General features: G+C 45.4%; 22 protein-coding genes. 16 read left to right on the top strand and 6 right to left on the bottom strand.

Features of this window, described 5'->3' with window-relative positions; translation table 11 throughout:
• The first annotated feature begins 31 nt into the window (after positions 1-31).
• From ICE93_RS09325 to ICE93_RS09300, 6 genes are all read left to right on the top strand, one after another.
• Complete coding sequence (locus tag ICE93_RS09325) at positions 32-277, top strand: FeoA family protein (protein ID WP_216187583.1); 246 nt, start codon at positions 32-34, stop codon at positions 275-277.
• A complete protein-coding gene (locus ICE93_RS09320; RefSeq protein WP_216187580.1) occupies positions 270-2,183 on the top strand; it encodes a ferrous iron transporter B in 1,914 nt (637 codons plus the stop codon). The genes ICE93_RS09325 and ICE93_RS09320 overlap by 8 nt, the downstream gene beginning before the upstream one ends.
• A gap of 75 nt (positions 2,184-2,258) precedes the next feature.
• Complete coding sequence (locus tag ICE93_RS09315; protein ID WP_216187578.1) at positions 2,259-2,654, top strand: cytochrome c5 family protein; 396 nt, start codon at positions 2,259-2,261, stop codon at positions 2,652-2,654.
• A 52-nt stretch (positions 2,655-2,706) separates the two neighbouring features.
• Complete coding sequence (locus ICE93_RS09310) at positions 2,707-2,988, top strand: SemiSWEET transporter (protein WP_216187575.1); 282 nt, start codon at positions 2,707-2,709, stop codon at positions 2,986-2,988.
• A gap of 35 nt (positions 2,989-3,023) precedes the next feature.
• On the top strand, positions 3,024-3,716 hold the full coding sequence (locus ICE93_RS09305) for a fumarylacetoacetate hydrolase family protein (RefSeq protein ID WP_216187573.1): 693 nt from the start codon (positions 3,024-3,026) through the stop codon (positions 3,714-3,716).
• Positions 3,717-3,736: 20 nt separating this feature from the next.
• Entirely contained in the window at positions 3,737-4,804 is a 1,068-nt protein-coding gene (locus ICE93_RS09300; RefSeq protein ID WP_216187570.1) for an alpha/beta fold hydrolase, read from the top strand.
• Positions 4,805-4,807: 3 nt separating this feature from the next.
• Here the strand turns inward: ICE93_RS09300 and ICE93_RS09295 are convergent, their stop codons facing one another.
• Entirely contained in the window at positions 4,808-5,587 is a 780-nt protein-coding gene (locus tag ICE93_RS09295; RefSeq protein WP_216187568.1) for an enoyl-CoA hydratase/isomerase family protein, read from the bottom strand.
• A 110-nt stretch (positions 5,588-5,697) separates the two neighbouring features.
• Here ICE93_RS09295 and ICE93_RS09290 point away from each other — a divergent pair, with 110 nt between their 5' ends.
• The 7 genes from ICE93_RS09290 to ICE93_RS09260 all read left to right on the top strand — a co-directional run bounded on the left by ICE93_RS09290 (position 5,698) and on the right by ICE93_RS09260 (position 11,493).
• Positions 5,698-5,856, top strand: a complete 159-nt coding sequence (locus ICE93_RS09290) for a DUF5993 family protein (protein ID WP_216187565.1) — start codon at positions 5,698-5,700, stop codon at positions 5,854-5,856.
• A gap of 6 nt (positions 5,857-5,862) precedes the next feature.
• Complete coding sequence (locus tag ICE93_RS09285; protein WP_216187563.1) at positions 5,863-6,426, top strand: disulfide bond formation protein B; 564 nt, start codon at positions 5,863-5,865, stop codon at positions 6,424-6,426.
• Positions 6,427-6,462: 36 nt separating this feature from the next.
• Complete coding sequence (locus ICE93_RS09280; protein ID WP_216187560.1) at positions 6,463-7,461, top strand: tripartite tricarboxylate transporter substrate binding protein; 999 nt, start codon at positions 6,463-6,465, stop codon at positions 7,459-7,461.
• A gap of 102 nt (positions 7,462-7,563) precedes the next feature.
• Positions 7,564-9,420 carry a COG3014 family protein gene (locus ICE93_RS09275; protein ID WP_255554579.1) on the top strand — a complete coding sequence of 619 codons (1,857 nt, stop codon included), beginning with the start codon at positions 7,564-7,566 and terminating at the stop codon, positions 9,418-9,420.
• Between the two features lie 11 nt (positions 9,421-9,431).
• Positions 9,432-9,788 (top strand): YcfL family protein, encoded by a 357-nt coding sequence (locus ICE93_RS09270; RefSeq protein WP_216187558.1) that lies wholly within the window; start codon positions 9,432-9,434, stop codon positions 9,786-9,788.
• Between the two features lie 33 nt (positions 9,789-9,821).
• On the top strand, positions 9,822-10,412 hold the full coding sequence (lpoB, locus tag ICE93_RS09265; protein WP_216187556.1) for a penicillin-binding protein activator LpoB: 591 nt from the start codon (positions 9,822-9,824) through the stop codon (positions 10,410-10,412).
• Between the two features lie 34 nt (positions 10,413-10,446).
• Positions 10,447-11,493, top strand: a complete 1,047-nt coding sequence (locus tag ICE93_RS09260; protein ID WP_216187553.1) for a hypothetical protein — start codon at positions 10,447-10,449, stop codon at positions 11,491-11,493.
• A gap of 34 nt (positions 11,494-11,527) precedes the next feature.
• Here the strand turns inward: ICE93_RS09260 and ICE93_RS09255 are convergent, their stop codons facing one another.
• The 5 genes from ICE93_RS09255 to trxA form a co-directional block, all read right to left on the bottom strand.
• A complete protein-coding gene (locus ICE93_RS09255; RefSeq protein ID WP_216187551.1) occupies positions 11,528-12,919 on the bottom strand; it encodes an MATE family efflux transporter in 1,392 nt (463 codons plus the stop codon).
• Positions 12,920-12,922: 3 nt separating this feature from the next.
• Positions 12,923-14,641 (bottom strand): glycosyltransferase family 39 protein, encoded by a 1,719-nt coding sequence (locus ICE93_RS09250; protein ID WP_216187549.1) that lies wholly within the window; start codon positions 14,639-14,641, stop codon positions 12,923-12,925.
• 89 nt (positions 14,642-14,730) lie between these two features.
• Positions 14,731-15,078: a type B 50S ribosomal protein L31 gene (locus tag ICE93_RS09245; protein WP_068321059.1), complete on the bottom strand. Its 348-nt coding sequence runs from the start codon at positions 15,076-15,078 to the stop codon at positions 14,731-14,733.
• Positions 15,079-15,234: 156 nt separating this feature from the next.
• Positions 15,235-16,497: a transcription termination factor Rho gene (rho, locus tag ICE93_RS09240; RefSeq protein ID WP_215401123.1), complete on the bottom strand. Its 1,263-nt coding sequence runs from the start codon at positions 16,495-16,497 to the stop codon at positions 15,235-15,237.
• A gap of 255 nt (positions 16,498-16,752) precedes the next feature.
• A complete protein-coding gene (trxA, locus tag ICE93_RS09235; protein WP_068321063.1) occupies positions 16,753-17,079 on the bottom strand; it encodes a thioredoxin TrxA in 327 nt (108 codons plus the stop codon).
• A gap of 110 nt (positions 17,080-17,189) precedes the next feature.
• On the opposite strand from trxA, the gene ICE93_RS09230 reads away from it, so the two are divergent.
• The 3 genes from ICE93_RS09230 to ICE93_RS09220 all read left to right on the top strand — a co-directional run bounded on the left by ICE93_RS09230 (position 17,190) and on the right by ICE93_RS09220 (position 24,607).
• Positions 17,190-20,192 carry a PD-(D/E)XK nuclease family protein gene (locus ICE93_RS09230; RefSeq protein WP_216187547.1) on the top strand — a complete coding sequence of 1,001 codons (3,003 nt, stop codon included), beginning with the start codon at positions 17,190-17,192 and terminating at the stop codon, positions 20,190-20,192.
• Entirely contained in the window at positions 20,189-23,719 is a 3,531-nt protein-coding gene (locus ICE93_RS09225; RefSeq protein ID WP_216187546.1) for a UvrD-helicase domain-containing protein, read from the top strand. The genes ICE93_RS09230 and ICE93_RS09225 overlap by 4 nt, the downstream gene beginning before the upstream one ends.
• A 351-nt stretch (positions 23,720-24,070) precedes the next feature.
• Entirely contained in the window at positions 24,071-24,607 is a 537-nt protein-coding gene (locus tag ICE93_RS09220) for a hypothetical protein (RefSeq protein ID WP_216187544.1), read from the top strand.
• Positions 24,608-24,701: the final 94 nt, after the last annotated feature.

Genomic DNA, 24,701 nt, shown 5'->3' with positions numbered 1-24,701 from the left:
TGGACTTTAAACAAGCTAAAAAGCATATTTAATGAATTTAGACCAAGTCGACTTAGGTAGTCTTTATCGTGTTACTGAGGTAGACGCACCCAAAGGTGCACCCCAAATTAAAGGGCAACTAGAAGACATTGGCTTTTTACCTGGTGAGCAAGTTACTGTTTTGCGTAAAGGTTTGCTTGGTAAGGGCCCCTATATGGTTCGCGTAGGCGCTTCAACTTTTGCCTTGAGGCAATCAGAGGTGCGCATGATTTTGGTTGAAGCTTTGCGGCATGCCTGAATCCAAAGTCCACTTTTTTCCTAGTGAGCCACTTGTAGCACTTTTGGGTAATCCCAATTGCGGCAAAACAGCACTATTTAATTTATTAACTGGTAGTCGCCAAAAGGTGGCTAATTATTCTGGCGTTACCGTTGAGCGCAAAGAAGGGCGTCTGACGCTAGATTCAGAAAAAAATATTCGCATCCTAGATTTACCGGGTGCATATAGTCTGTATCCAAGATCGCTAGATGAGCGGGTGACTTGTAATGTATTGCTTGGCAGGGCGGAAGGTGAGAAGCGCCCTGATTTGGTTATCTGCGTATTAAGCGCAATGAATCTACGCCGCAACTTACGTTTGGTATTGGCCGCCAAACGCCTTGGTTTGCCTTGTGTTGTGGTGCTCAACATGCTCGATATCGCCAAGCGTCAAGGCCTGCAAATAGATACTGCTGCGCTATCCAAGGAGTTGGGCCTGCCCGTGCTTACCAGTATTGGTATTCAATCCAATGGTGCTGATGAGATTAAGCAGTTTCTGTCTACTTTAGATTGGCGAAACTTAAATAGTCTTCGCACTGGCACAGGTGACGCTACTCTGGAGAGTGTTGCTTCTCATATTGCGCATACTGAATCAGACAATATTCAAGTGCAAAAGATTCTGCAAAACCTGAAGTTGGATCGCATCATTCCTGATCAGTTAAGCGATCGTCTGGATGCGGTATTGCTCCATCCAGTTTTTGGTCCCATTATTTTGGTGGTCTTACTCTTTTGCATTTTTCAGGCAGTCTTTAGTTGGGCTACGGTACCGATGGACCTCATTAAGGATGCGGTCGAATATCTTGGCGGTCATATTGCTGAATTGCTGCCCAATGGTTGGTTGCGCAGTTTATTGATCAACGGAATTTTGGCCGGCTTAGGTGGCGTGGTGATCTTCTTGCCGCAGATTCTAATTTTGTTTTTCTTCATTTTGTTGCTTGAAGAATCCGGCTATCTTCCAAGAGCTGCGTATCTTTTGGATAGGGTAATGGGATCGGTTGGTCTGTCCGGCAGATCTTTTATACCGCTGCTTTCCAGCTTTGCTTGTGCAATTCCTGGAATCATGGCTACTAGAAGTATCTCGAATTCGCGCGATCGTATGGTGACCATTCTCATTGCGCCGATGATGACGTGTTCTGCGCGTTTACCGGTTTATGCGCTATTAATCTCTGCATTTATTCCAGAACGAAAGCTCTGGGCAGGTATTGATCTGCAAGGCTTAGTTTTGTTCTTACTCTATCTCGCTGGAATCTTAGGGGCGATGGCAGTTGCTTGGATTCTGAAACGCTTTACGAGTGAGCAATTTAAGATGAACGCGCTGATGATGGAGTTGCCTAGCTATCACATGCCTCGCTTAAGTAATTTGGCGATCAGCCTATGGCAACGCGCAGAAATATTCTTACGTCGTGTCGGCGGTATTATTTTGGTAATGACAATTGGCTTATGGGTGTTGTCTAGTTTTCCATTGCCTCCAGACAGTTCAACAGGCTCGCCTATTCAATATAGCTTTGCTGGCATGTTAGGCCAAGCCTTGGCTTATGTATTCTCGCCTATTGGTTTTAACTGGCAAATCAGCATTGCCCTGGTGCCTGGTATGGCGGCTCGCGAGGTTGTGGTGAGCTCTTTGGCAACGGTATACGCGTTATCCAGCTCAAGTGCGGATGCAGCAGACGCATTGATCCCTTTGATTTCTAGCGGCTGGTCTTTAGCCACTGCACTTTCTTTATTGGCATGGTTTGTATTTGCTCCGCAATGCTTGTCAACCATTGCGGCAGTAAAGCGAGAGACTGGCGGCTGGAAGATTCCTTTCATTATGCTGGGCTATCTGTTCGGATTGGCCTATATTGCTGCATTTATCACCTATCAGATTGCTAGCGCCCTTGGCTTGGCCTGATTATTTATTGGGTGTAGGCAAATCTCAGCAATTTGAGATACATTCTTAATCATCCATTAATAAGAGGGTGCTCCGATGCGCTTAAAGTCCTTTAGCTTGATCTTGCCATGTTTATTCGGTGTTATGTTTTCACAAATCGCTAACGCGCAATCTGGCGAGAACACCTATAAACAAGTCTGCGCCGCTTGTCATGGAACGGGTGTACTGAATGCACCTAAATTTGGTGACAAAGCTAAATGGGCTCCTCTCATTGCAGAAGGCCAGGCAACCTTGACCGCTCATGCTTATTTTGGCGTGAGAGGAATGCCTCCAAAAGGTGGCAACCCTAATCTCAGTATTGAGGGCTTCTCAGACGCAGTGGTTTATATCGTCAATAATTCAGGCGGCAATTGGAAAACGCCAGATGCCAAAATGACTGCAGCCATTAATAAAGAATTAGAAGTTCGTAAAGCGGGTACGAAAAAGCCTTAACTCTGGCGCTATAGAGTGAAGCGGAACATAGATTGTTTGCTTTAGAGATTAAATGACCTTAAATCCTCATCAAATAGAGATTATTGGTTATTGCGCTGCATTCTTAACCACAATCGCCTTTCTGCCTCAGGCCTTACGCTCTTGGCGAACGAGGGATCTTTCGGGCATTTCCTTAGGGATGTATTCCTTGTTTACTGTTGGCGTGGGCTTGTGGCTCATCTATGGCCTCATTATTGAGAAGTGGCCTCTGATCATAGCAAATGCATTGACCTTTGCTTTAGCTCTTAGTATCTTGTTATTGAAATTGCGCCATACTTCTACTCATCAGAAATAAAACACTCATTTAGCAAAATTCATAGAAAGGTTTTTATGTGCTCAGCATTTGTGATTGACCCTCCTGCAGTAGTTTCCCTGCCGGTAACGGGGGATACCCGTCGCTTTGCAGTCAATCGCATTTATTGTGTTGGCCGTAACTATGCTGATCATGCTCGTGAAATGGGGCATGATCCTGATCGTGAGCCACCATTCTTCTTTATGAAGCCTGCTAATTCGATTGTGACTGATGGCAAAGAGATGGCTTATCCCAATCTTTCAAATGACGTTCATCACGAAATTGAAATGGTTGTAGCGATTGGCAAGGGTGGTGCAAACATCCCTGCAGATAAAGCGCTTGAACATGTGTATGGTTATGGGGTGGGTTTGGATATGACCAGACGTGATCTACAAGGTGAGGCTAAAAAGATGGGGCGCCCTTGGGATACGGGCAAGGCATTTGATCAATCTGCACCGTGCGGAGAAATTACCCCAGTAAGTCAGTGTGGCCATCCATCCAAGGGTTCAGTCAAGTTGTTAGTGAATGGTGAAGTTCGTCAAGAGGGCGATCTCAATCAACTGATTTGGAATGTTCCTGATACGATTGCTTATCTTTCTACTCTATTTACTTTGGAACCAGGGGATCTTATTTTCTCGGGCACGCCAGCAGGTGTTGGTCCCGTGAAAAAAGGCGATGTGCTCGAAGGTAGCGTTGCAGGCTTACCTAATTTAAAGACAAAAGTGATCTAAATACAAAAGAGGTTTGCTTGATGAATCGTTTGTTTAAGAAAATAGGTCTCGTATTTTCGGCAGGGGCTCTGTCCTTGTTTCTTGTTTCCTGCGCTCATAATGAGCAAGCTAGCAAACCTACTGCTCCGTCCAGCCTCTATGCTGATGCAGCCCCATTAGATTTGCGCTTAAGTAATTGGCCCTATCCTTACCCTTTAAAAGAATTTAAGACTTCCTTACAAGGGCAGCCAGCCAGCATGATGTACATGGATGTTGCTAGTTTAGGTAAACAAAAGGGTGTGGTGGTTTTGTTTCATGGCAAGAACTTTTCTAGTGATTATTGGGTGCCAACGATTGTTGGCCTATCTAAAGCCGGTTATAGGGTAATTGCCCCAGATCAGATTGGCTTTGGAAAGTCCTCTAAGCCTGATGTGGCTTACCACTTTGATGATTTAGCTGCTAATACTCAGGCTTTATTAAAGTCTCTCAATATTCAACGAGTTTCAGTCATTGCAAACTCAATGGGGGGAATGGTTGGTGTTCGTTTTGCACGTCTATATCCTCAAACAGTGCAAAAGTTGGTTCTAGAGAATCCACTGGGTCTTGAGGATTACAGTAAAGATATTCCTCCGCAGAAGAATGAAGATCTTCTGAAATTAGAAATGGCGCAAACAGAAACTAGCTACCGTCGTTTTTTGCAAACCTATTTCCCAGTTTGGCAGCCTAGTTATGAAAAGTTTGTAGAGGTCTATGTGCGAGTACAAAAAGGCCCAGACTATCCAGCTTATGCTAAGACTTCTGTGCTGACCTATCAGATGATTGCAGAAAAACCAGTTGTGAATGACTTGCCGCAACTAAAGATGCCGGTGCTCTTGGTAATTGGTCAAAAAGATCGCACCGTATTTGGACGCCGCTTTGCGCCGCCAGAGGCTGTTAAGTCTTTGGGTAACTTTCCGGAGTTGGGCAAGAAAGCGCAAGCAGCTATCCCTAATGCAAAACTAGTACCGATTGAGAATGTCGGTCACGTGCCTCATGTTGAGGTGCCGGATCAGTTTGTAAAAATCGTAGTGGATTTTTTAAACTCTAAGGCTAAGTTAGCGGCTCTTTAGGCCTTACTTACCAATCCACTGGGGTGAGCGGCTCTCTAAGAAGGCGTTCACTCCCTCTCTGAAGTCTTTACTGTTGTAGGTTTCACGCATGAGATCAGTGCAATCCGGTAGATTGCTTTGGAGAAGACGTGCCAATGCTAGCTTGCTTGCCTTTTGAGTGATTGGTGCAAGTGATGCCAGTTTTTGTGCCAGCGCAGTCGTTGCTGCATCTATTTCTGATGCATCTATCGTTTGATATAGAAAACCTGACTCCAATAATTGTGGTGCCTTAATCAGTTCTGCGGTGAGTAACATTTTCTTTGCGGTAGGTATGCCAAGGTGAGTCGCGAGCCAGGATAGATTGCTTGGTGATAAGCAGTTACCCAAGGTCTTGGCTACTGGTATACCAAAGCGCGCTTCGGGTGTGGAGATTCGAAAGTCACATGCGGTTGCCATTAAAAGTCCGCTACCTACTGCCAAACCTTCAATCATAGCAATCGTTGGCATAGGCAGTTGTTGCAAGGAAGCAAAGATTTGGTCGACAGCAACTTCATAAGCCTCATTCTCTTTGAGATCAACAAACTGTTGAATATCGCTTCCCGAAACAAATGCTTTGTCTCCCGCTCCCCGAAAAATGACTACTCGAATATCGGTGTTTTTTGCCAGTGAGTCGCAAATCAGTTTTAGCTCTTCATACATTGGCCATGTTAGGGCATTACGGGCTGCGGGATTATTAAAGATAACTCGCGCAATTTTTCCGTCGATGTTTAAATCCAGGCAGGGTGGGGAGGAGTTGGCAGTCATAGTCTTATTCTAAACAAAGGCCCATGCCTTAAATCGAGAAAAGACCATTTCTCAAGCCTTGCAATAGAGTTTTTATCCATACCCAGAACCTACTGCGCTAGAATTCCTTTATGTACATGTTCCTGCCTTTCCTGACAGCTTTCATCGGACTCGTATTGGTCTGGTTTGAGAAACGCCTTGCAGGCTTAATACTTTTGGCCATTACTATCGGAATCCTGTTGGTTTGGTTCCGTTTCCATGCAAATAGCCATCTCAACATTAGTCTGTAATCCATCATGAGCAGACATTCTTTTCCTTCATTAGCCGCCTTGGGTAACCAACTTGCGCTGCTAGCGGTTGTTGGCATGCTAGCCTATGCATTTGTAGATCAAATCTATTTTGGTGAGCTGCCTTGCCCTCTATGTCTAATGCAACGTATTGGATTTGTGATTATTGGTTTTGCCTTGGTCTTAAATATTCGTTGTGGTGCGCATTCATCTCATTATGGCTGGGGCATTATTGGTGGCCTTGTGGGGATGATGGTTTCATTACGCCAGGTGTTCTTACATATTTTGCCGGGCGACAAAGGTTTTGGTAAAACCTTCTTAGAGTTGCATTTCTATACTTGGGCTTATGTTGGCTATACCGGTTTATTGCTAGGTTTAGCAGTGTTGTTAATGCTGCCTAATCGTGATGTGCGCTCGCGCTCCTGGTTTGCAAATGCTTTAGTCATTCTCTTTATTTTGTTGGTACTAGGAAATCTTGTTTCCACTTTGCTGGAATGCGGTATCGGCCCTTGTGCTGACGACCCAGTGAAATACGATGGCTGGCTGTGGCTGCGCTCTCGCTTTGGTTTTTAACTTAGACCCCTCGGTCTAGTTCTGCGTTCATAGAATATGCAATTCTCCAGGGTTTTTAAGCGCCTCCTGTTTTTTTGTCTAGCGTTGCTAGTGGCTGTTAGCGCTCATGGACAATCGAAATCAGCGGGAAAGTCTGCTTGGCCTAAGCAGCCAATTCGGATTATTGTCACTTTTACTCCGGGCGGCGCACCAGATATCTTGGCCCGCGTGCTAGCTGAAAATTGGCAGCAAAGCTTAGGGGTTCCAGTATTGGTAGAGAACAAGCCAGGTTATGGCGGTAATATTGGTGCTGACTTGGTTGCAAAAAGTGAGTCTGATGGATATACCTTACTCATCGGCACCGTAGGCATTCATGCGATTAATGGCGCTCTTTATGAAAAACTTTCTTACGATCCTGTAAAAGATTTCACGCCCATTAGTTTTTTAGCTAGCACACCAAACGTACTGGTTGTGAATAAAAAATTAGGCGTGAATAATCTTCATGAGTTAATTGAGTTGGCAAAAGCAAAGCCAGATCAATTGACTTTTGGCTCATCAGGAGTTGGCACTTCACTGCATATGTCAGGCGAGCTATTCAAAGAGATGGCTGGCGTTCAAATAAGACATATCCCTTATAAGGGTCGCGCCCAATCATTGCCAGATTTATTAAGCGGCCGTATCTCCATGCTATTTGATAACCTCTCATCGTCTTTGACTCTGATTAAGGCCGGGGAAGTACAGGCTCTTGGAGTAACCACTCTCAAGCGTTCTCATGCCGCCCCAGAAATCCCGACTCTGGCTGAGCAGGGATTGACCGGGTTTGAATCCGTTTCTTGGTTTTCTTTGATGGCGCCAGCGAATTTGCCTCCGCATATTCAAAAGCAACTGAATCAAATGGTGCGCCATACCTTGGGTAATTCCGAGGTTAAATCCCGTCTTTTGGCTGGTGGCCTCGATCCAGCGCCTGGCAGCCCCAAAGACCTTTCTAAGCTAATCGCTTCGGAGGCCTCTAAATGGGGTAGGGTGGTGCAGCAATCTGGCGCAAAATTAGAGTAATAAGCTCTTTTATGTCAGCTTCAAGCTGTTTTCAGGCGTTAAAAGGGTGGCAGCTAAATAAAGGCACTATTGTTTTTCTACTATATTCACCAACCCATCAATTTGCTTAAATTTTTAGCATTAGACTTTTCTAAATTCGGTATCGTACTGGCAGTCACTTTATTGCTTGGCTGCGCAACGCAGACTCAGCAATTGAAGATGAATGAGTCTAAGGAGCCGTTCAAAAACGGAGACTTGCAAAACACTGCGGCTGTCATTCAGAGTGCATTCAAAGATAAAAATACCCTCTACTACATGGAGATGGGTGGGGTGCAGCGCTTACAGGGCCCTTCTCAGATCCCAAGTAGTACACAAAATCTGTTAGCAGCAGATCAATTGGTAAGTCGTTGGGAGGTAACAACTGGCGACAAACTGAGGCGCTCTTTTTCGGGAACTAGCTCCTATGTTTTGTCTGAAGGTTTTAGTAGTGAGTACGACCCCAAGCCTTATGAAGTGACTTTGTTAAGTCAGACCTTAGCTTTAAATCATCTCTCACAAGGCCGATGGGATGATGCCATGGTAGAGGCAAAAAAGATGGCGCAGCGCGAGAAGGTGATTGAAGAGCTTATTCAAAGTAAAGTTGCCGCAGTATCCAAAGTAGAGCGTGAGCAGCAAGCGAACCCAAATACTCAGGCCGCTACCAGTCGTATTGAAAATATCAGCGGCTATCCAATTAATTTATTGGACGATGAAGAAACCCGTAGCCTCAAGAATTCTTATCAAAATCCAGCAGCGTATTACTTATCAGGCTTTATTCATGAGTCACAAGGTGAGGCTAGCTTGGCTGCTCCAGGATATCGCCTTGCGATTGAATTGCGTCCACAAGTCAATTTCTTTAAAACCAGTATTGCTAAGCTAGATTCAAATATTGCTAATCGCAGTAAAAAATCTTTTGCCGATACCTTGATCGTGATTGATACAGGGTATATGCCAAAAATTATTCCTTATCAAATTAGCCAAACATTTAATATCGGCGGCAATTCTAAGCTCATCACCTTAACTTTTCCTGTGATTGAAAAATCTACTGAGCGTTTTAGACCCTCATTGATCCAATTGGGCGATAGGGTAGCCAATCCAGAATTGGTTGCAAATATTGATGCAATGGCCCGGAAGAACTTACGTGATGAGATGCCGGCTTACGTCTTAAGAGCTTCTTCAAGAGCGCTTGTATCTCTTGCTGCTCAATTTGCGGCTGATCGCGCTGCTCAACAAGCTGCTACTCAGCGTAATCAGAACAATCAAAATAACCAAAACAATGGGACTGCCGCTCTTATAGGGGCTATAGCTGGCATGATCACGGGGTATGGTCTACAAGCGATTAATGTGACCGATGTGCGCCATTGGTCAACTTTGCCAGCACAAACGTATATGGCCAGAATGGGTTTACCAATTGGCCCTACTGCTCTTAAATACACTTTGCCATCAGGCGTAACAGCTTCCCAAACAGTCAATTTGGTGGGCGGGTATAACGTAGTTTACATTCGCATGTTTAGAAATAAAGCTACAGTACTCACCTCAAATGATCCGGCAGCGCTTCCGCCTAAATTAGTTGCGCCCGTACCTGTTACTAGTAGTCCCGCAGTACCTCCAGTTGAGGTCTCTACAGCTACAACTTCATCTATCACCCTACCAGCTCAGTCATCAGGCAGTGCCATGGATGGTCTCAAGAAGTTATGGGAAAGTTTTCAGGATCCAAAGCCTGAGGAGGTCGATTCAGTAGTGCCGATCGTGACTACCGAGAAGGTTATTTCTACACCTGTTGTAGCTCAGCCGTCGACTCCAACACCAGCCCCAGCCTCAAGTCCGAATAACGCTTCTGCGCCCAGCCCTTCTGATAGACCAGCAAGCAGTAATATAGAAGGGGTGAGGCCGTATGAGCCACCCAACCTGCTAAACAGCTTTCAGCAGCTTTTTAATTAAGAAAGACCTCGATGAATAAGTACCTTGCCATTCTTCTGACCGCGCTTGCACTAGCAGCGTGTAGCTCAACACCATCCATGAAGGACATGACGGTAAGGATGGGTGATACAGATAGCATTCAAATTACCGATATGCGAAGTCTGATGCGCAATGGCGTATTAACTGCACAAGTGACGATTTTGAATGAGAGTAAATCGAATCTCGTTTCTTATCGATTCAAATGGATTGGTAAAAACGGCATGACAGTGACAGATGAAGAGGCATGGAAGCCTGTGACGGTTGGCAAAGGTCAGACGACCGTTATTATGGGTATAGCTCCAACACCTGATGCTACCGACTTTCGTTTTGAGTTAAATCAATACAAATAAAAACCTTTTTGAAGACATTAGGACTGATTGAAAATGACTATGAAGACAAAGACCATCCATTTATCCGCCATTGTTTTGTCTGTAGCCGCTCTAGCTGCTTGCTCAGGACCGCAAGTTCGTTACGGCGATGCCAAAGCTGTTGAGACAGTCAACGTAAATTATGGCTCTACTGATTTGCAGATGATAGCTGAGGCAATGACAAGATCATTGCTGCAGTCTAAAGCCATCTCTGGAAGTAAGGATGCGCCTATTGTGACCCTGGCAGACGTGAAGAATAAGACTTCTGAGTACATTGATACGCGCGTCATTACCGATAAGATCCGCACGCAATTAATGAAAAGTGGTCAAGTGCGTTTTGCCGTTAGCGTATCTGAGATGCAAAATCAAACAGAAGAGCTTAAGCGTCAGAATCAGTCAGGCCTATATAAGAACAGCACAATTGCCAAAACTGGCAATATGCAAGGTGCTCAATATCGCATTGAGGGATCTATTGCTTCTATTGTGAAGAATACGAAAGATGTAAAAGATGTTTATTACGTCTTTAACTTAAATCTGATTAATAACGAATCTGGTCTGCTTGAGTGGGCTGATGAAAAAGAGATTCGTAAGACTGCAACGCGCTAATACGCTATTTCACACCATAAAGAATTGAGCATACATGAATAAAATCTTTTTAGCTTGCACGAGTCTGAGTCTGGTTTTCTTGGCTGGTTGTGCTACTAAGCCGCCTGCTCCAAGCGTAGAATCGGCGATCGTTGGTCAAAGACCTGCTGATCCACCCAAGAATCCAGTCATTAATGCTGAGGCTCTTAATGCTGATTCGAAGTCTATTGCCGTGACGGATATCTACTTCAAAAGAGAAGGTAAGAACTTAACCTTTATTGAGGAGACTAGAACAACGACAGGAAACAGCATATCCTCAACTATTGCACCAAAGACAATAGAGGTGGATGCTGATAAGGCAAATGCCTCTGCTATTACAGGCGGCGCAAATTCATCTGCATTTCCAGTGAAGTTCACAGACTTATCTGATCCAAAGGCGACAAGCCCTGGCACAGGCGCGCCTCCAGCCCCACTAGTTGATGCTGCGACACCAGGCTCAAGCTCATCAATCGCAAGTACCCAAAGCATGAAGAAGTCTGGCTATCAAAGTAATAGTGAATATGGCGAATTGCGTTATTTGGCTAACCCTATTCGCGGTCTGCTAATCAAGTCCGGCTATAAAGTAGTTCAAGCTAAAGCTACCGTAGCTACGCCTAATCAAGGTGACGAGTTTTTTGATATCGTCAAACGTATTAAGGCAGGTGATTTTGGTGATGCAGACTATGTGTTGTATGGCGTTTTAGCTGAAATATCCAGTACAGATAACGTAGCAGATATCCCGGGTACAAAATCTACCTCGCAACAGGTGACGCTAGAGGTGACAGTAGACTTTAATATTATTGACACCAAGACATCTCAAATCGTGGCCTCTTTTGTTGCTTCAGGAGAGGGCAAAGACGTTCAAATCGACGGTAGAGATACCGGCCATAAACCAAGTAACGCGAAGCTAATGAAGTTGGCTTCTTTGGATTTGGCGGAAGATGTCCGTAAGCATTTGGCTGATCAAAACTTTATTACCAATAACCCTGGATCCGCAGGGCAGCAGCGCAATTTGAAGAGACGTTTAGATGATGATGCTTCTACTTTGAAGGTTTATAAGTAACGGAGCAGAAACGTAAAAGGCGTAAAGCCTTTTATTAAACCTCTACCGGCGGATGCGTTTTCTCATAGCGCTCCGCCGTTCTTCTAAAGAGGTAGAGTAAAAAGCATGCAGCCAAAGCTAGGCTCAGGCTATTTCCGGCCCAGAACCCATTAGCCCCCCGCAAGAACTCAGGCGTATTACCTAAGACATTAAAGCCCATGAGGTAGCCGCCACCAAGGCCAACACCCCAAAGCGAACCCGCGTAGATGACCATGGGCCAAAAAGCAATGCGGTAAGCTCGCAAAATAAATGCCGCAGTAATTTGTAGCGCATCAAACACTTGATAAAACGCAATAAACAAGAAGAGGGGGATGGAGAACGCCTTCACTTCCGCCGGTGGATCATATAAATCGAGTAGCTGCGCTCTTAAAATCCAAACGGTAATACCAATGCTGATACAAAGTGCGGTTGTAAAAAAGACGGAGGACCAACCGATCTCTTCGGCGCGCTCGGGTTTATTGGCGCCAATCGATTGAGATACTAGTGTCATCGTTGCAATCGAGAGTGAGAGTGGCACCATATAAATGACGGTCCCCATATTCGCCACAATTTGATGGCCTGCTAATGCGGTAGTTCCAAGGCGAGCGATAAATAGAGACATGAAGGTGAATGAAGTCACCTCAATCAAGTAACTAAAGCCAATAGGGGTACCAAGTTTAAGTAAAGTCCAGATGCGGTGCCAGTTAGGCATACTAAAGCGCGTAAAGATCTTAAATGGCTTGTAAAAGTGGTCAAACAATACAAAGCCCAAAGTCATGAGTAGCCATGACCAATTGATGATGACAGTGGCAACGGCACAACCGGGACCGCCCATGCCATCAATACCTAAGCCACCGTAAATAAAGAGCAGGTTGAGGGGTAATTTAAGAGCTAGGCCGATGATTTGCACCACTGTAATCACGGTAGGGCGCGACACGGCATTGTGAAGTGCCATCAGGACGCGCATTCCCATGCTGGCAGGTAGGCCGATTGCTAGGATATTGAGATATAACTTTGCTTTGCCTTCAATCGCGGTATTCATTTGTGAGATGGAAAGTAAATGATCTGCGTTGAGCAAAATGAAGCAGCCTAAAACACTCAGTCCTAAAGCGAGCCAGGTTGCTTGACGAACCTCTTCACCGATTTCTGAAAAGCGTTTCGCGCCAAATAGTTGACCTGCAATTGGTGCAAGCGCAGAGATCACGCCTGTTAACCCAACATAAATACTAATGAAAATAGCTGAGGCCATTGCGAGTGCTGCTAGGTCGTCAGCGGAGTATCGAGCTGTCATTGCTGTATCTAGAACGCCAAAAGCAATAACCGCTAGTTGACCAATAAGTAATGGCCCAGCTAGTTTTAGTAAGGAGGGAATATCCTCGCGCAGGCGCGATAACTTAAAGTGCAGCACGATTTATTCTGGGATGACTTCGTAAAGACGCAAGCGCTCGTCGCGGTCAGCGGCACGACGGTCTTCCCAAAGTAGAGTGAGTTTCTTATTATTCAATTGTGCGTAGGCTTTTGCCTCGGATTGGCTGTGGGTAAGCATCCAAGGACAATTTGGATCATCGCGCAAGTTGAGTTTGGAGAAATATTCAAAAGAGGCTAGTTGAGCAAAGCCAAGATTGCTGGTATCAATACAGCCACCTCTTGAGGGAACCATTTGCACTAAACGAGCTGAAACATGACGATAGGTTTTGGCATAGTTAATGGTTGGTAACCAAAGACTCATCAGTAGAACCCACATGAGGGTGGTGCCTGATGCTGAGATGATGAGGCAGCGCCAAATTTCTTTTGGAGCGCGTGAAGTTCTCCAGCGAACGACTGCAAGCCATACGCCAGTAGTAATGAGCGCCACAATGAATGCCAGAGCATTAAATTGACTCTCAAACCCTGGAAGTAGGCGTGCAATATTTGCCGCAGTAGATTCTGGATAGCCGGTAACTTTTGCTAACCAAATAATCCAGATGGCTAATGCAATGAGAGTAAAGCTAAACATCGCAAACCAATCAATAAAGCTAATCACACTACGCTTGAGAACGGGCAGGCTAAATGCAGCAATGATAGAAAGGCTTGGAATTAAGATCATCAAGTCATGTTCATTCGCTTCTAGGCGGAATAGAACATAAATTAAGCTGCCAATAAATAAACTCAATGGAATGGCGAGGTGTGGAGCGCGCCATGCGCCAGCTTCTTTAGTGCGACCCCAGTGAGCAAGTGAAACGACCGCAAGCGGCCAGACAGGCCAAGCGTAAGCCCAGAAGTTCACGCTTAAGAATCCTAGTGATTCAATAGATGGAGTAGCACGCATTTCTGGCATGTTGCGCCAACCTTCTTCGGCGATATGTCGCCACTGTGGTGAGAGATCGCCTAAGTACCAAACTAAAGGCCAAATTGCAAAACCAATTAAGCCCAAGACAGTGCTGGTAAGCGTCCAGCGAAAGCGCAACTTTGCATTGCTAGCAATGACCGCAATAATGGTTGAGGTGACAACAATTAAGCTCAGAGTGAGGTTGCTCGATAGTGCGACGATGGCAATACCAAGACCAGTCCATAAACCACCTTGCCACGGCTTATCTAAGCCACGCACTGTCCCATAAAGAACAATGCTGATGCCCATTAGTTGCGCCATCATTGGCGTAGTTTCATGAGCGCGCTGAGCAAGACCTACGCAAGCTAAGAAAATGAGTAGAGCGCCATCTGCCAAGGTCATGCCGTAACTCTTTAAGTCAGGTTGACCGCCAACAGCTAACGCCATTGGTTGCACTTCACGACGACGACCTAATAAATAGGTTGCATACCAAATAGCTAGTGCGGCAGCAAAGAAGCAAATTGCCGAATATAAACGAGCAGCATTGGCAGCGCCAATAAGTGGACCAAACCATTTAATGAGTGTCGCCCCAATCCAATAGGGTAGTGGTGTACCGAGTGAGATATCGCGACCGGCTAAATGCGGAACTATCCAGTCAATAGAGTTGCCGCGAAAGAGTGTCCACATGCCGCCAAAGCCAATAGCGTCTTCGTTCTTCCAGGGATCCCGAAAGAAAAGGCCAGCAAAACCATAAACCAAAGTCAGCGCAAAAATAATGATGCGCGGAATCGATTTAGTGGCAGCGGCGGTAAGTTTGACCATGAGTGCAGTTCAAAATAAAAAAGGCAGCAAACGCTGCCTTAATTATCTCGCAGAGATGGTATTTCATATACCCTGCGAATAGAGGTGTATTAAGCCTTCTTCTTGGCTGGCTTTTCAGCAGCTTTAGCTTCTGCAGCAGCAGCTTTTTTCTCAGCTGTTTTAGCAGCGCCATCACCGGATGCCTTAGCAACAGCCTTGGTGCCGAATTTCTGACGGAATTTCTCAACACGACCAGCGGTATCCATAATTTTTTGGGTACCAGTGTAGAAAGGGTGTGATTCAGAAGAAGTCTCGATCTTGGCCAATGGATATTCATTGCCATCTTCCCACTTAATGGTCTCTTTAGTAGCCATTGTGGAGCGAGTCTTGAAGCTGAAGTTATTAGAAACGTCTACAAAGACGATTTCACGATATTCAGGGTGAATGCCAGGTTTCATTATGAGTCCTATGAGCGGGTAGCCGTTTGAGCCAAATTGACTTAAATACTTTCCCAGGTTTTAAAAGCAGTAAAGGCGAAATTATGCCATGAAATCAATAACAAAGCGCATTTTGGCGGTCTAAAAAGGGCCAAAACGGCCTCCTAGACCCCTAAATTAGCCTCCGCGACGCATTAAGTCGAAGAATTCACCATTATTTTTGGTTGATTTGAGCTTATCGACGATGAAGTTCATCGCTTCGATATCGTCCATATCGGCCAGTAATTTACGCAATACCCAGATCTTCTGGAGGTTTTCAGCTTTAACCAGCAACTCTTCACGGCGGGTGCCGGACTTATTAAGGTTAATAGATGGGTAAACACGACGCTCGGCCAAACGACGCTCAAGGTGAACTTCCATATTGCCAGTACCCTTGAACTCTTCATAGATAAGGTCATCCATACGGCTGCCAGTTTCTATCAACGCAGTAGCGATGATAGTGAGAGATCCACCTTCTTCAATATTGCGAGCAGCACCGAAGAAGCGCTTAGGGCGTTGCAATGCATTTGCATCTACACCACCAGACAGTACCTTGCCTGATGAAGGAACTACCGTGTTGTATGCGCGAGCAAGACGGGTAATCGAGTCAAGCAAGATGATCACATCTTTACCCATTTCTACTAAACGTTTTGCTTTTTCAATCACCATTTCGGCAACTTGAACGTGACGCACAGCTGGCTCATCAAAAGTAGAGGCAACAACTTCGCCGCGAACGGAGCGTTGCATTTCAGTAACTTCTTCTGGGCGCTCGTCTACGAGCAATACGATGAGAATGGCATCAGGATTATTTGCAGAAATTGCGTGTGCAATGTGCTGCATCATCACGGTCTTTCCGGATTTAGGCGATGCTACGATCAAGCCACGTTGGCCGTAGCCAATAGGGGAGATCATATCAATAATGCGGCCAGTCAGATTCTCTTCTGCCTTGATATCGCGCTCTAAGCCGATCACACGGTTTGGGTGCAAAGGCGTTAAGTTCTCGAACATGATGCGGTTCTTGAGGGCTTCTGGGGCCAAACCGTTGATCTTGTCGACCTTTACCAAAGCAAAGTAACGCTCGCCATCTTTAGGTGTACGCACTTCACCTTCAACGCTGTCGCCGGTGTGTAAGTTAAAGCGGCGAATCTGCGCAGGGGAGATATAGATGTCATCTGGAGAAGCCATGTAAGAGGCTTCAGGTGAGCGCAAGAAACCAAAGCCGTCAGGCAATACCTCCAAAGTGCCGTCGCCGAATACTGTTTCACCAGCCTTCGCACGTTTTTTCAGAATGGCAAACATCAATTCTTGTTTGCGCATCCGTTGTGTGTTTTCAATCTCCAAGCTAGCTGCCATTTCAAGCAAAGCGGATACGTGGAGGCCTTTGAGTTCAGTTAATTGCATGTGGTTCTCGGGTGTAGATAAAAGAAAAAATCAGAATAGAAAGAATTTGTTTTGGGGTATCGCTGCGCTGATAGAGATCACGCAGATGTAGAAAAACAGAATTTGGGGTGTTTGCTAAAGAAGGGGGTAATTTGCTGAAAATCGGGGCACTGATTAGTGCGTTTAAGTAATACTACACTAAAAAACGGGGATGACAACTACCGTAAATTAGTAAAAACCACAGGCTCAGCTGGTGAACCTGTGGTCTGAGACTATTTACAGGTGACTATCAATAAATGCAGTCAACTGAGATTTGGCCAAAGCGCCTACTTTTTGAGCAGCCACGGTGCCATTTTTGAAGAGGATCAAGGTAGGAATGCCGCGAATATTAAATTGGGCAGGTACGCCTTGGTTCTCATCCACATTCATTTTTGCGATCTGTAGCTTGTCGCCGTATTCGCCAGCGAGCTCTTCCAGGATTGGACCAATCATTTTGCAAGGACCACACCACTCAGCCCAGAAGTCGAGCAGAACAGGTTTATCGGACTTGAGGACGTCTTGTTCGAAAGAGGCGTCAGTTACATATTTAATGCCGGCACTCATGAAAATTCCTTATTTAGACTTATTTAGCGAGTTATTTAATTATGTCGTTACAGCGCTTATATTAGCAATAAGCGAAACATTCTGCTCAAAATAGATAAATACACACTTAAATGCCTCAGTCTTTCCCAACCATTTCTGACCATAAGCAGCCGCAAGCTTGGGCAATCACGCCCAATAACCAAGCGCTTACCCAATTGGCAAAAGGTATCTGGGATTGTGCAGTGCAAACCAATCAGCGCCCTTTGGTAGTGCTAAGTACTGCTGGCCCAGTCATTGGGGTGAGAGTAGCTTTGGAGCGAAACCGACCCAAAGACTTGCCAAGCAGTATTGCCTTCTTGCCTCAAGTCATTAGCTTCACTGACTGGTTAGAAGCGGCACCAGGTGCATGGAAGTTTCCCAAGAAGCAAAGTGATTTAGAGAGATGGTTAAATGTCTACGCTACTTTGTGCAAACATAAAAATTTGCAGGCGTGGTTTAAGGCTGAAACTGAATCTGGTGCATGGGGCTTGGCGCAAGCAATTGTCGAAGCTTGTGACGCCTTGTCGACGGCGGTAAGTCCACTGCTGCAGAAACAGGTTCAAGAGTTTATTCAAAATAATCTAGCAGGACCGAGTAATCTCGGTGAGATTTGTCTTGTGCAAGCGCAAGCATTATTGGATAACGCTGTTGCTAAAGTCTATTCAAAAATGGCACGCAAGGTCGTGGATCAAGAGACTAAGGTCTTACTTGAGTTTTGGCGCTATACCGCGAGCGTGAGTGACCCAGCATTTCGTAATCAGCTTGCAATGGCCGCACACTTGAACGCCATTGAAACTGCAAAAAAAATAAATCAAAAGAATCAATCAAGTCAAGCAAGACCGCTCATATGGGTTGAGACCGCTGATCCAACACCAATTGAGCAAGAGAGTATTAGCGACTTACTTCAGCAGTATGCTCAGCATGCGCCGGTAGTAGAGGTCAAAATGGATTGGAGTGATGTGGGCTTGTGGCCGGAATCTATTGGCTCTGAAGATGGTGAGCAGGCAAAGGCGCAAGCGTTAGCAAATGCAAGGCACACCCAAAGCAAGGACTGGCGATTAATTGCTGCTAAACGCTTTGAAGAATTAGCATGGGCTGCTGCTAAAGCAATTGAGCAACATCTCATTGATGGCAAAACCAATTTGGCGCTGGTTGCACAAGATCGTTTAGTTACAAGAAGGGCGCGTGCACTACTCTCACGTTTAGGTCCATCGCTCAATATTCGTGATGAAACTGGTTGGAAGTTATCTACTACACGCGCTGCTGCTGCACTCAATAGTTGGTTGGAGCTCATGAAAGCGCCCAAAGATGGTCCGAGTGCAAAGACTTTGCTTGAGTTTTTGCAGAATCCTTTTTTAGACATTAGCAAGATCCTGAATCGAGATACGGAAGCGTGTGTAGGGCTTATTGCTGAGCTGGAAGATATCTTGGTTGGTAGTAAAGCTGAGTCGGGTTGGAAGACCTTTCACTTGGCCATTGAAGGGGCGCAAGCTAATGCAGCAAAAATGGCTGGCACATTACCAAGTGCCGCCTTGTTTGAGTTATTGCAGTTTATTCGGGAGCGCCATCATGAGTGGCTAAGCCTTAAGGTTGATTGCAATAAAGCTTTCGCTCTGTTGCAGAGGAATCTTGAGGTCACCGGCATGGCGCAAAGCCTGGAGAAAGACTCAGCCGGAAAGCAGCTACTAGAAGTGCTGAAGACATTTGATTTAAGTAAGACTCAACATCAGGAAATATCTATTCGTTTGAGTGAGTGGCTGAGTTTGCTCAAAACCGTTGTAGAGGGCGCTAGCTATCAAGAGGCTGGCAAAGACGCTCTAGCCACACTAAGTATTCTGCCGCTCAGTTCTACACGCATGCGTGACTTTGAGGCGGTAGTTGTCGTGGGTTGTGATGAACAACAGTTGCCAGCGTATTCAGAGCCACCACTATTTTTCTCGGATGCGCTTAATCAATTATTAAAGACCTCAACAATTGCCATGCAATTTGTGCAGCAATCTAGGGATCTGTCGCAACTCTTAGTGTCATGTCCCAATGTGGATTTGCTTTGGCAAAGTAAAAGTAATAATGGCGAGCCACTCAGACCCTCGGCTTGGATTCAGCGTTTGCAAAACCAAATGAAGTGGGAAGCGATTCCAACTCAATTAAAAAAACGACCTTTTGAAGCTGCGCCAATGGAGATGGCAGTTGCGCATTTTGAAGAACAATTGCCAATGCCGCTATCGATGAGTCCCAGTGCCTATAAGGCTCTACGGGATTGTCCGTATCGTTATTACGTCCGCAGTCTATTAGGTTTACGTAAAAACAAAGAGTTCGACGAAGGCTTTGATGCTTCGCTAGCAGGACAAACTTTACATAAATTACTCAAGCGTTTTTATCAAGCGCTTAAAACCCAAGAGCATACCAACGCAACACTCAAAACCAATTCAGAGCAAAGACGTGCCTGGATGGAGCAGAGCTTAAATATTTGTTCAGAGCAAGAGTTTGCCGCTTTGATTGAAGGCGACGCTAGAGTTATGGGTGTGTTAAGAGACTGGCAAAAACAAATTCCTAGCTTTGTGGATTGGCAATTGCAACGTGAGCTAGCGGGTTGGCAATTTTTTGATGGCGAGGTCAAAGTTGGCTTTGATCTGCCATTTCAAGACACTGATGGCAATCTTAAGATGATTCGCATTGAGGGCTATGCTGATCGCTATGACGTCCATATGGATGACAGCAGGCGTGCTTCAGTGATTGACTACAAAAATCAACGCTTTGAAAGAGTCAAAGTAAGAGCGGAGCATATCTTGGACGACCCTCAGCTCTTGATCTACGCCAGAGCTGCCAACGAAGAGCAAGAAAACCATAAGCTAATGGGTCATCAAGTCGAGCAAGCGGAATGGGTAGCCCTAAAGGCCGATATCTCTAAGGATGGTCAAAAGGCTGCACGTAGCCAAGAGGTGGCTGATATGCCAGAAATGATGCAGCAGTTCTCTGCGCAGATGATAAAAGATGTGGAGCAGCTTTGGGCTAAAAAGCCAATGCAAGCATTTGCACCTGATGGGGTATGTCAGTACTGTGAAGCAAGGGGTATTTGCAGGAAGGGGATTTGGTGAACGATCAATTCAGTAGCCTCCCTGTAAAGCAAGCATATTCAGAAAAGCTGGCTTGTGATCCGCAGCGCTCAGTGATTGTCTCTGCTTGCGCAGGAAGTGGTAAGACTTGGTTGTTAGTTGCTCGACTACTCCGTCTATTGCTCGATGATGTAAAGCCACAAGAAATCCTGGCGCTCACATTCACACGAAAAGCAGCGCAAGAAATGCGTGACCGTTTATACGGATTACTTGAGCAATTTTCGAAAAGTGATGACGCTTCTTTAATCAAAGAGCTCACCGTTAGAGGCCTGGAGAAGGTGCAAGCTGAAAAATATCTACCTAAAGCCAAAGCACTTTATGAGCAGGTACTAGCAAATCCACAGCCCATTGTGATCGATACCTTTCATGGTTGGTTTGGCAGGCTGCTAGGCGCAGCCCCAGTCTCGCTGGGTATTCAGCCGGGATTTAAATTACGCGAGGATGCTAAGCGACTACAAGAAGAATGCCTAGATGACTGGTGGGGCAATCTCACGCCAGAGCTCAAAGCACATTACGACGTCCTGCTCAACTATTTGGGTTCGCATGAGACACAAAAACTCTTAATGGGTAAAAGTAGCCTCTTTAAGCAAAGGGGCGCATGGACATTCTTTGCAAAGAAATGCAATCAAGCTGGCATCACTCCAATAGAGAGTCTTCAGCAATCTTTGCATAAGTTAAACCTACCAAATCCATTGCTAGCCCAGTGGAATGCGCCCAATGCATTGGCAGACTTGCAGTTCTTGGCACGCTGTTTTCAAAATAGCAGCGTAAAAGATAGTGATCTTCTCCAATATTTGCTACCTGCAATTGCTTGCAAGGAGCGTGCTGGAGATGTGATGGAAGTTGTGAGTAACTTTCAAACCGCTTTCTTAACTAAAGACCCAAAATACCGAAGCAATAATGACAAGGCCTTGGGTGAGATGAAGAAGTATCTTGAGAGGATGGGTGAAGCGCACCGTATCGAAGAACATATCGCCATCAAGCAAAGCTGGGGCCATGCTTTTGAGGAATACCTGCTCTGGCAAGCTGAGAAAGATATCTTTGCGATTAATGAAGCTTGGTTTGCGCTGAGCCAATCCATGATGGCGCACGCCAACGCCCAAAAAGAGAATATGCGCGTGCGTGACTTCGATGATTTAGAGGTTGGCGTTAGTTTGTTGATGGGCGAGCCTGAGCATGCTGCGTATCTTCAATCTCGATTAGATGCAAAGTACAAGCAAATCTTAGTCGATGAGTTCCAAGATACTAATCCATTGCAGTGGCAAATTCTGCGAGCCTGGTTAACGGGCTACAGCGAAGGTGATGAGCGTCCAAAAGTATTTATTGTGGGCGATCCCAAGCAGTCGATTTATCGCTTTCGGCGTGCCGATCCCAGATTGTTTGTGAGTGCGGCACAGTTTTTGCACCAGCATCATGACGCTGTCTATATCGAGCAGGACAAAACGCGTCGTAATGCTCCTGAAATTAATAAAACCGTTAATGCAATCTTTCAGGGCGAGCAAGTACCGCCCGATTACCCATACTCAGAGCAGCAAACCCTGTGGACTACTCCAGATAATGGCAAGCCAAGTGATGCGTATGCCCAGCAAGGCGAAGTGTATCTGTTGCCATTGATTCCTTATGTGGAGCCGACGCAGGAACTGCGAGAGGGTAGTGCTTTTGATGGGGCAATTGCTGATTTGAGTGAAACAGTTGGCGTGATTCAGCGCCAGCATGAGGGCGAGTTGGTTGCGCGTCTTATTAAAGAGATTATCGCCACACGTAAGGTCGCTGATAAAGAAGGCGGCCAAGAAATCTGGCGTGATGCTAGAGCAAGTGATTTCTTGTTACTAGTAAAGCGTCGTAAATATTTACCTCAATACGAAAGAGCGCTACGTGATGTAAAGCTTGCATATGAGAGCCCGCGCTTGGGTGGCTTACTCAATACTCTTGAGGTCGATGATCTGATTTCCTTGCTTACTGTATTGGTAACGCCTCGTCATGATTTGCCGCTGGCCCAGGTTCTCAGAAGTCCTATTTTTGGTTTTGCCGAAAAACAAATGCAGCAACTGGCAGTAGCGATGACTTCCGGTCGCTATCGCTCTTGGTGGGATGCTTTACAAGATAGTAAAGATGCAAAACTACAAGGGGCTGCACGTTATCTCCAGCATTGGCATCTTTTAGGCGAATGCTTGCCAGTGCATGACTTACTCGATCGTATTTACCAAGAGGGTGATGTTCGCCTTAAATACGCTGCAGTCTGTCAGGATCTCGATCGTCCGCAGGTATTGGCTAATTTGGATGCATTCCTTGAGGTTGCACTCAATCAAGATGGTGGTCAGTATCCAAGCTTGAGTCGTTTTATTCAGGAGATGAATATCAAACGCCGTGGCGATGACGATGAAACGCCTGATGAAGGGGATGTAGATGCAGCCAGTGATGACAACTTGGCTGAAATAGATGAAGAAAGTGAGATGTCAGAAGAGGATCGTCATAAGCGTGTGCGCCTCATGACAATTCATGGGGCTAAGGGATTAGAGTCGCCCTTTGTCATCATTCTTGATGCGAATAATACTGACACGAATGTGGACTACAGCGGTGTCTTGATTGATTGGTCGCCACAAGAAGAGAGTCCATCTCATTTATCGCTGTTCACTTCTAAAACATTAACCGGACTCCGTGCTGAGATTAACGAAGCAGAGAAGCAAATCGGTGAAAAAGAAAACTGGAACCTGCTTTACGTCGCTATGACGCGTGCGCGCCAGGGTTTATGGATTAGCGGCGATGCGCAAAAGCCAACCGCTAATAATCCTAGTGGCTTAGATAAAAGTTCTTGGTATGGCAAGGCGAGTAAAGCCGAGTTGTCCGTATATCAAGTGCGTGAGCAAGTGATAGCGGAGGAGGTTGAGAGTGTCAGGACCGCAACAGAATACGCAGTAGAAGATTATGTCTTGGAATGGAATCCTGCACAAGATAGCTATAAGCAAATGCTAAGTGATATTGAGAGCGGTGTAACTGTTGAAGTATTTGTTGGTGAAGATGAGCAAGTAGAAAATCCCGATCCAGAAATCTTGGAAGAGGGTATAAACTTCCACAAGTTACTAGAGTTCATTACTCCAGACTCTGCCAATCCAAGTAAGCCAGCAATGCCAAGCGAGCAAGAAGTGATGAACTGGCTGAATATAGATCAAGTCCACGCTAAAAGGGTTATTGAGCGAACTAAAACAGTATTAGAGGCGCCTAAACTCAAACCCTATCTCACCTCGGGTCAATGGATTGCCGCATGGAATGAATTGGATATCGCAAGCGAAGTGGGTAAAAGCTATCGTATCGATCGCTTGGTAGAGTTAGAGGATCATATTGCGATCATTGATTACAAACTCACGATCCCGGAAGTGGGAAGCGAAAAATATGAAATATATCGCAGGCAGTTACAGGGGTATCAAGCGGAGCTTATAAGAATCCGTCGGGATAAGCCCAGCAAAGCGTATTTGATTGCTGCGGATGGAAAGATGCATCAAGTTAGCTAGCCAACATGCTCTTAAATTTGTTCTAAATGCTCTATGCTATTTGAGTAAAGCAAAAACCTCCAAACTGGGGTTAATGAACGTGACAAGCAATATTCCGTTAGGAGGTAATGTGAACAAGCGTAATTTAATAAAGGCGTTTGTCTAACGCATTTCTTGATGATCCAGCCACTTTGGCATACATGTTCCGTTAGTCGGTTTTAAATGTTAAGTAAATTTTGCACATAAAGTGTGCAAATTGTCATGCAGATATCTTATTTTTTTGGTAGCCTAGACCCTTATATATTTTAGATAGGTTTTGACTTGGTCTTTTCAAGGCCGGTCTGCTATCAAAAAGAAAAAGGATGTTGGGAGATGACTGAGGGAGTATTGATCGGGGGCTTAGTAGTAATAGCGGGCTTAGTTGCTAGCTATATGAAGAGGCACCCCTTTTATAGTTATAAGACTCAAAAATACAAAGAGCGCTTTCAACACAAGCTGCAAGATGCACTCGCAGGCACTTATGACGCAAATGACTCTTATTGGCTGTCACGGGCAATTGCCGACAATATCTTTGATTTTGGTACGAGAACATATCGTGATTTCCACGTAGAGCGCTACGAGAAAAAAGCAAAATCAGAAAGACCCCATCTCTATAAAATGCATGTCGAGGAGCCCAGAATTTTATGTGAGCATTTGACAGAGCGTGCTATAGAATTAAAAGTCCCAGTTAGCGCTTTTAGTATGCATATGCGCTATCTCTGGCAAGAGTATCTAGTGCCAGTGGGTCGATTAACTCCAGCATCACTTGATCGTCTGCCCGGATCAAGCCTTTATGCCGCTGAATTAAAAAACTTGCCCGTCTCCAAAGAGGATGTGCAAATATTTATATATAAAACCGAGCAATCTTAATAGCGCACCCTTACTTAATCATCCCTGCGTTCTTTGCATCATCCATAGCTTGAGCAGCCCCCTTCATAAATGCCGGCATCTTTAGGGTGCAAAG

It is taken from the genome of Polynucleobacter sp. MWH-HuK1, assembly GCF_018881815.1.
Lineage (GTDB): Bacteria > Pseudomonadota > Gammaproteobacteria > Burkholderiales > Burkholderiaceae > Polynucleobacter.
The sequence above is the reverse complement of the archived record's forward strand: the minus strand, read 5'-3'. Positions and strand labels throughout refer to the sequence as shown.